This is a genomic window from Streptomyces pseudogriseolus, assembly GCA_002154585.1.
In the GTDB taxonomy this organism is placed as follows: domain Bacteria; phylum Actinomycetota; class Actinomycetes; order Streptomycetales; family Streptomycetaceae; genus Streptomyces; species Streptomyces pseudogriseolus.
Genome location: MUNG01000414.1, coordinates 1 through 7,917, shown reverse-complemented (window position 1 = coordinate 7,917; position 7,917 = coordinate 1). Strand labels below are relative to the sequence as shown.

General features: G+C 71.1%; 4 protein-coding genes and 1 pseudogene. 3 read left to right on the top strand and 2 right to left on the bottom strand.

What is annotated here, in order from left to right:
• Window positions 1-155: 155 nt before the first annotated feature.
• A complete protein-coding gene (locus CCN29_RS29390) occupies window positions 156-2,117 on the top strand; it encodes an ATP-dependent DNA helicase (RefSeq protein WP_006130010.1) in 1,962 nt (653 codons plus the stop codon).
• A gap of 346 nt (window positions 2,118-2,463) precedes the next feature.
• Here the strand turns inward: CCN29_RS29390 and lexA are convergent, their stop codons facing one another.
• Window positions 2,464-3,243 carry a transcriptional repressor LexA gene (lexA, locus tag CCN29_RS29385; protein ID WP_006130009.1) on the bottom strand — a complete coding sequence of 260 codons (780 nt, stop codon included), beginning with the start codon at window positions 3,241-3,243 and terminating at the stop codon, window positions 2,464-2,466.
• 651 nt (window positions 3,244-3,894) lie between these two features.
• Between lexA and nrdR the strand changes: the two genes are divergently transcribed.
• Complete coding sequence (gene nrdR, locus CCN29_RS29380) at window positions 3,895-4,452, top strand: transcriptional regulator NrdR (RefSeq protein ID WP_006130008.1); 558 nt, start codon at window positions 3,895-3,897, stop codon at window positions 4,450-4,452.
• Between the two features lie 168 nt (window positions 4,453-4,620).
• On the top strand, window positions 4,621-7,515 hold the full coding sequence (locus CCN29_RS29375; protein ID WP_006130007.1) for a vitamin B12-dependent ribonucleotide reductase: 2,895 nt from the start codon (window positions 4,621-4,623) through the stop codon (window positions 7,513-7,515).
• Window positions 7,516-7,629: 114 nt separating this feature from the next.
• Here CCN29_RS29375 and CCN29_RS29370 read toward each other — a convergent pair.
• Window positions 7,630-7,917: pseudogene (locus tag CCN29_RS29370) on the bottom strand (TerD family protein); the annotation flags it as partial.

Here is a 7,917-nt window from a genome sequence, read left to right as displayed (position 1 = left end):
CCGCGTCCCACACCGGGCGCCGGGCGCCCGGTGTGGGACGCGGGGCGTGAGCGGCGTGCGTGAGGCGCGGGACGCAGGCGTCGGGCGCCGGGTGCCTCGTCGGCTCCCGGCGTGCGCGCACGATTGTCGGTGGGGGGCCGTAGGGTGGTCGCGCTATGACAAAGCCCTCACTCCCCGAACTCCTGCATGCTGCCGTCACCGCCGTCGGCGGCACGGAGCGCCCCGGTCAGGTGGCCATGGCCGAAGCCGTCGCCGAGGCGATCGACGACGGCGCCCATCTGCTGGTCCAGGCCGGCACCGGCACCGGCAAGTCGCTGGGCTACCTGGTGCCCGCGCTCGCGCACGGGGAGCGGGTCGTCGTGGCGACGGCCACCTTGGCGCTCCAGCGGCAGCTGGTGGAGCGGGACCTGCCGCGCACGGTGGAGGCCCTGCATCCGCTGCTGCGCCGCCGCCCGGAGTTCGCCATGCTCAAGGGCCGGTCGAACTACCTGTGCCTGCACCGGCTGCACGAGGGCGTGCCGCAGGACGAGGAGGAGGGCCTCTTCGACCAGTTCGAGGCGGCCGCGCCCACCAGCAAGCTGGGCCAGGACCTGCTGCGGCTGCGCGACTGGTCGGACGAGACGGAGACCGGCGACCGGGACGACCTCACGCCGGGCGTGTCCGACCGCGCCTGGTCGCAGGTGTCGGTGTCCTCGCGGGAGTGCCTGGGCGCGACGAAGTGCGCGTACGGCGCGGAGTGCTTCGCCGAGGCGGCCCGCGAGCGCGCCAAGCTGGCCGAGGTGATCGTCACGAACCACGCGCTGCTCGCCATCGACGCGATCGAGGGTGCGCCGGTGCTGCCGCAGCACGAGGTGCTGATCGTGGACGAGGCGCACGAGCTGGTGTCCCGGGTGACCGGGGTGGCCACCGGCGAGCTCACCCCGGGGCAGGTGAACCGCGCGGTGCGGCGCGCGGCGAAGCTGGTGAACGAGAAGGCGGCCGATCAGCTGCAGACGGCCGCCGAGGGCTTCGAGCGGCTGATGGAGCTGGCCCTGCCCGGCCGGCTGGAGGAGATCCCGGAGGACCTCGGCTACGCGCTCATGGCGCTGCGGGACGCGTGCAGGACGGTGATCTCCGCGATCGGCGCCACCCGCGACAAGTCGGTCCAGGACGAGGACGCGGTGCGCAAGCAGGCGCTGGCCTCGGTGGAGAGCGTCCACGACGTGGCGGAGCGGATCACCCACGGCTCCGAGTGGGACGTCGTCTGGTACGAGCGGCATGACCGCTTCGGTGCCTCGCTGCGGGTCGCGCCGATGTCGGTCTCCGGGCTGCTGCGGGAGAAGCTGTTCACCGACCGCTCGGTCGTGCTGACCTCCGCGACGCTGAAGCTGGGCGGCGACTTCAACGGCGTGGGGGCGTCGCTGGGGCTCGGGCCCGAGGGCGCGGAGGGGGACGACCTCCCGCAGTGGAAGGGCGTGGACGTCGGCTCGCCGTTCGACTACCCCAGGCAGGGCATCCTGTACGTCGCCAAGCACCTGGCCCGCCCGGCCAGGGACGGGGACCGCACGGACATGCTGGACGAGCTGACGGAACTGATCCAGGCGGCCGGCGGCCGCACGCTGGGGCTGTTCTCGTCGATGCGGGCGGCTCAGCTCGCGGCGGAGGAGCTGCGGTCCCGGATCCCGGAGTACCCGATCCTCCTCCAGGGCGAGGAGACGCTCGGCGAGCTGATCAAGAACTTCGCGGCGGACCCGCGGACGTGCCTCTTCGGCACGCTGTCGCTGTGGCAGGGCGTGGACGTGCCCGGGCCCAGCTGTCAGCTGGTGGTGATGGACAAGATCCCGTTCCCGCGTCCGGACGACCCCCTGATGAGCGCCCGCCAGAAGGCCGTGGAGGAGGCCGGCGGCAACGGCTTCATGGCGGTCGCCGCGACGCACGCGGCGCTGCTGATGGCTCAGGGGGCGGGCCGTCTGGTCCGCGCCTCGGGCGACCGCGGCGTGGTCGCGGTCCTTGACCCCCGCCTGGCGACGGCCCGCTACGGCAGCTACCTGAAGGCCTCGATGCCGGACTTCTGGTACACGACGGACCGCAACCAGGTCCGCAAGTCCCTGGCGGCGATCGACGCGGCGGCGAAGTAGAAGCGGGACCTGAGGCCCCGCTGCCCTCCGAGGAGGGGGCGGGCCTCACTCCCTGGAGGGCTGGGGTGGACGTCCCTCGGAGGGCCCCACGGAGCCGAGCCGCAGCAGTCCCGGCCTGACCGACTGAGCGCGTCTGGAGCCGCCCGCTCGGCCACCGCACCGGAGGCGGCGTCCAGGCGCGTCGTGAGCCGTGTCCCGAGGCGTCTGGACGCACCCCGCCCACTCCATAGCCCAGAGCACCTCCAAGGCGCCCCCAGACGCGCAGGACCCCGGAACCGGCGCAGGGGTTCCGGGGTCCGGTCAGGGGGACGGGGGCGGCCGGGGGGTGTCCGGCGTCCCGTCGGGGTCAGACGCGGCGGAGGACGGCCACCACCTTGCCGAGGATCGTCGCGTCGTCTCCGGGGATCGGCTCGTAGGCCGCGTTGTGCGGGAGCAGCCACACGTGGCCGTCCTCCCGCTTGAACCGCTTCACGGTCGCCTCGCCGTCGAGCATCGCCGCCACGATGTCGCCGTTCTCGGCGACCGGCTGGCGGCGGACCGTGACCCAGTCGCCGTCGCAGATCGCGGCCTCGATCATGGAGTCACCCACGACCTTCAGCACGAACAGCTCACCGTCGCCGACGAGCTGCCGGGGCAGCGGGAAGACGTCCTCGACCGACTCCTCCGCGAGGATCGGGCCACCGGCGGCGATCCGGCCGACCAGCGGCACGTAGGACGCGGCGGGCTTGCCGGCGGTGTCCGTCGGCTGCACGGACGCGGCCTGGTCCGACCCCCGCACCTCGTACGCGCGCGGGCGGTGCGGGTCACGGCGCAGGAAACCCTTGCGCTCCAGCGCCATGAGCTGGTGCGCGACGGAGGAGGTGCTGGAGAGTCCGACCGCCTGACCGATCTCCCGCATCGACGGCGGGTACCCGCGCCGCTGCACCGAGTCCCTGATCACCTCGATGACCCGGCGCTGGCGGTCGGTGAGTCCGGAACTGTCCGCCCGGATGCCGGGAGGTCGGCCCGGCAGGGAACGCTTGTGCGCCTCGGGATGCACGGTTTCGTTCATCGCATGCACCGGCTCGATGCGGCCCTGGGAGCGGTCCTGGGCAGTGATGGCGGCACTGTCTGCGGTGGTGGTCACGTCGGCCCCTCTCGATGGTCTCCCTGCAGCACAACGGTAGATGCTTTCGAAAGGTTGCGCCAAACACACGTTCGAGTGAAAAATCGCGAATTGTGGCTCGCGTCCTTTCACCGAGGTGTATTGGTCGCCGCCCTTCCTGCCGGGCAAACGGGCCATTTGTTGTACTCTTCACCGCCGAGGTCTCCCGGGGTGGCGGCCTGGCGGCGCGCGGACTCAGTCTGCCATCGTGGGCCCCCGCGCGTGTGCGGCGGCCCCGCCCTTCCCCGGAGTGGCACGCCCCCTCCCCGTCTCCGGCACGCCTTCTCCGTACAGGGCAAGGCCTCCGGGAGATGGGAACACCGCCTCCGAACGCGTGACGCAAGCGGGCCCCGCGGCCCCTCACGGGCGCACTCCGGCCCGCCCGTGGCCGAGCCCCGCCCGCCCGCGGACAAACCGCCAGGGTCGTCTTCCCGCTCCGGCGCGCGCGACACGCGTACAGGCCTCCGTGTATGAGCCAATCCCCACATCTAGTGGTTGGATTGCGACAGCAGCCCAGAAGTTGTGGTCCCCCCGGTCTCCGACGGCTCCACGATCGCCTATGCTGGTGCTGCTTCGTGAGGCCCCTGAGGCCTGGCGAGGCCATTGAGTCTGCTGTGAGGAGGGTTGGGATCCATGCACTGCCCCTTCTGCAGGCACCCCGACAGCCGTGTCGTCGACAGCCGTACGACCGACGACGGCACGTCGATCCGCCGGCGCCGCCAGTGCCCGGACTGCTCCCGTCGTTTCACGACCGTGGAGACGTGTTCGCTCATGGTGGTCAAGCGGTCGGGAGTCACCGAGCCGTTCAGCCGCACCAAGATCATCAACGGTGTGCGCAAGGCGTGCCAGGGACGGCCCGTCACCGAGGACGCCCTCGCCCAGCTCGGCCAGCGGGTCGAGGAAGCGGTGCGGGCCACCGGAAGCGCCGAGCTGACCACCCACGACGTGGGGCTGGCCATACTCGGCCCGTTGCAGGAGCTCGACCTCGTCGCCTACCTGCGGTTCGCGTCCGTGTACCGGGCGTTCGACTCGCTGGAGGACTTCGAGGCCGCGATCGCGGAACTCAGGCGCGCGCAGCGGCCCGCCGCGGACGACGGGGGCGGCGACGGGGCCGCCCCGGGGAGCCAGGAAGACGACAGCGGGCAGGAGGGGGCCACGCAGGTCCCCGCGCCCGCTCCCGCCGCCGGCTGACGGCGGTCCGGCCCCGGACGCGAGGGTCCGGGGACCGGTTCGGCCGGCGGCGACGAAGAAGACCTGTTGCGGGCAGGCGAGTGGGTGCCCGCAGCATCAGACAGAACACCGTGCCCACGGGAACATCGGGGCACTTCAGGGCGTTTTCGCCCGTATCAGGGAGGCGGCATGACAGAGACGGCGAGCGGTCCGGCACGTAGTTCCCGAGCCAAGGCGAGCAAGGCCGGCAAGGGACTCCGCGTCGAGCGCATCCACACCACCCCGGGGGTCCACCCGTACGACGAGGTGGCCTGGGAGCGCCGTGACGTCGTCATGACCAACTGGCGCGACGGCTCGGTGAACTTCGAGCAGCGCGGCGTGGAGTTCCCCGACTTCTGGTCGGTGAACGCGGTCAACATCGTCACCAGCAAGTACTTCCGCGGTGCCGTCGGCACCCCGCAGCGCGAGACCAGCCTCAAGCAGCTGATCGACCGCATCGTGAAGACGTACCGGAAGGCCGGCGAGGACAACAAGTACTTCGCCTCGCCCGCCGACGCCGAGATCTTCGAGCACGAGCTGGCGTACGCCCTCCTGCACCAGATCTTCAGCTTCAACAGCCCCGTGTGGTTCAACGTGGGCACGCCCCAGCCGCAGCAGGTCAGCGCCTGCTTCATCCTGTCCGTCGACGACTCCATGGAGTCGATCCTCGACTGGTACAAGGAAGAGGGCATGATCTTCAAGGGCGGCTCCGGCGCCGGCCTGAACCTCTCCCGCATCCGCTCCTCCAAGGAGCTCCTCTCCTCCGGCGGCAACGCCTCCGGACCGGTCTCCTTCATGCGCGGCGCCGACGCCTCCGCCGGCACCATCAAGTCCGGCGGCGCCACCCGCCGCGCGGCGAAGATGGTCGTGCTCGACGTCGACCACCCCGACATCGAGGACTTCATCGAGACCAAGGTGAAGGAGGAGGAGAAGATCCGCGTCCTGCGCGACGCGGGCTTCGACATGGACCTGGGCGGCGACGACATCACGTCCGTCCAGTACCAGAACGCCAACAACTCCGTGCGCGTCAACGACGAGTTCATGGAGGCCGTCGAGAAGGGCGGCAAGTTCGGCCTGCGTGCCCGTATGACCGGCGAGGTCATCGAGGAGGTCGACGCCAAGGCGCTCTTCCGCAAGATCGCCGAGGCCGCGTGGGCCTGCGCCGACCCGGGCATCCAGTACGACGGCGTCATCAACCACTGGCACACCTGCCCCGAGTCCGGCCGGATCACCGCGTCGAACCCGTGCAGCGAGTACATGCACCTGGACAACACGTCCTGCAACCTGGCCTCGCTGAACCTGATGAAGTTCCTCACGGACGACGGCAAGGGCAACCAGTCGTTCCAGGCCGAGCGGTTCCAGAAGGTCGTCGAGCTGGTCATCACCGCGATGGACATCTCGATCTGCTTCGCGGACTTCCCGACCCAGAAGATCGGCGAGAACACCCGCGCCTTCCGCCAGCTCGGCATCGGCTACGCCAACCTCGGCGCCCTGCTGATGGCCACCGGCCACGCCTACGACTCCGACGGCGGCCGCGCCCTCGCCGGGTCCATCACCTCCCTGATGACCGGCACCGCCTACCGCCGCTCCGCCGAGCTCGCCGCGATCGTCGGCCCGTACGACGGCTACGCCCGCAACGCCGACGCCCACAAGCGCGTCATGAAGCAGCACGCCGACGCCAACGGCACCGCCGTGCGCATGGACGACCTGGACACCCCGGTGTGGGCCGCCGCCACCGAGGCCTGGCAGGACGTGCTGCGCCTCGGCGAGAAGAACGGCTTCCGCAACGCCCAGGCGTCCGTGCTCGCCCCGACCGGCACCATCGGTCTGGCGATGTCCTGCGACACCACCGGCGTCGAGCCCGACCTCGCCCTGGTCAAGTTCAAGAAGCTGGTCGGCGGCGGCTCGATGCAGATCGTCAACGGCACCGTCCCGCAGGCCCTGCGCCGCCTGGGCTACCAGGAGGAGCAGATCGAGGCGATCGTCGCCCACATCGCCGACAACGGCAACGTGATCGACGCCCCCGGCCTCAAGCACGAGCACTACGAGGTGTTCGACTGCGCCATGGGCGAGCGCGCCATCTCCCCGATGGGCCACGTCCGCATGATGGCCGCGATCCAGCCCTGGATCTCCGGCGCCATCTCCAAGACGGTCAACATGCCGGAGACGGCGACCGTCGAGGAGGTCGAGGAGATCTACTTCGAGGCCTGGAAGCTGGGCGTCAAGGCGCTCGCCATCTACCGCGACAACTGCAAGGTCGGCCAGCCCCTCTCCGCCAAGACCAAGGAGAAGGAGAAGGCCGAGGTCACGGAGAAGGCCGAGGAGACGATCCGCGCCGCGGTCGAGAAGGTCGTCGAGTACCGCCCGGTCCGCAAGCGCCTCCCGAAGGGCCGCCCCGGCATCACCACCTCCTTCACGGTCGGCGGCGCCGAGGGCTACATGACCGCCAACTCCTACCCGGACGACGGTCTCGGCGAGGTCTTCCTGAAGATGTCCAAGCAGGGCTCGACGCTCGCCGGCATGATGGACGCCTTCTCCATCGCCGTCTCGGTGGGCCTCCAGTACGGCGTGCCGCTGGAGACGTACGTCTCGAAGTTCACCAACATGCGCTTCGAGCCGGCCGGCATGACGGACGACCCGGACGTGCGGATGGCGCAGTCGATCGTCGACTACATCTTCCGCCGCCTGGCGCTGGACTTCCTGCCGTTCGAGACGCGCTCCGCGCTCGGCATCCACTCCGCCGAGGAGCGCCAGCGTCACCTGGAGACCGGCTCCTACGAGCCGACCGACGACGAGGTCGACGTCGAGGGTCTGGCCCAGTCGGCCCCGCGCGCCCAGGAGCTGAAGGCGGTCACCGCGCCGAAGGCCGAGACCGAGGCGGCCAAGCCCGCCCCGAAGCAGGCCCACACCAGCGCCGAGCTGGTGGAGATGCAGCTGGGCATCCAGGCCGACGCCCCGCTGTGCTTCTCCTGCGGCACGAAGATGCAGCGTGCCGGTTCCTGCTACATCTGCGAGGGCTGCGGCTCGACCAGCGGCTGCAGCTGACGCCGACCCGTCCGGGCGCTGCCCGGCGGTGAGACGGTGAGGGCGGTGGCGCCGGGAAACCGGTGCCACCGCCCTCGGGCGTTCCTGCTCCTGTCCGCGGGCCCTCTTACGGTGTCAGGGGCGGCGGGCCGCGCCCATCTCGCGGGTGAAGTCCGCCGGGTCGCCGCCGAAGCCCCGCACGCCCGGCACGAACTCCCAGGGGCCCGAGCCCTCCCGGACGAACTCCGCGACCGTGGCCGCCGTCGCCCCCGGCACACCCCCGAAGTCGTCCTCCGCCAGCACGTCGTAGCCCTCGCGGATGCGCAGCCCCGGGTTGCCCACGCCGGAGAACGTGCGCGGCGCGTGCTGCTGTATGACGACCCCGACCACCACGCGCGCGTAGCGCGCGTGGTGGTCGGGGTC

What these genes read in the sequence shown, in the direction of transcription:
- CCN29_RS29375 (WP_006130007.1), top strand. Translation starts at nt 4,621, where the DNA reads ATGACAGAGACGGCGAGCGGTCCGGCACGTAGTTCCCGAGCCAAGGCG.
- CCN29_RS29390 (WP_006130010.1), top strand. Translation starts at nt 156, where the DNA reads ATGACAAAGCCCTCACTCCCCGAACTCCTGCATGCTGCCGTCACCGCC.
- nrdR (WP_006130008.1), top strand. Translation starts at nt 3,895, where the DNA reads ATGCACTGCCCCTTCTGCAGGCACCCCGACAGCCGTGTCGTCGACAGC.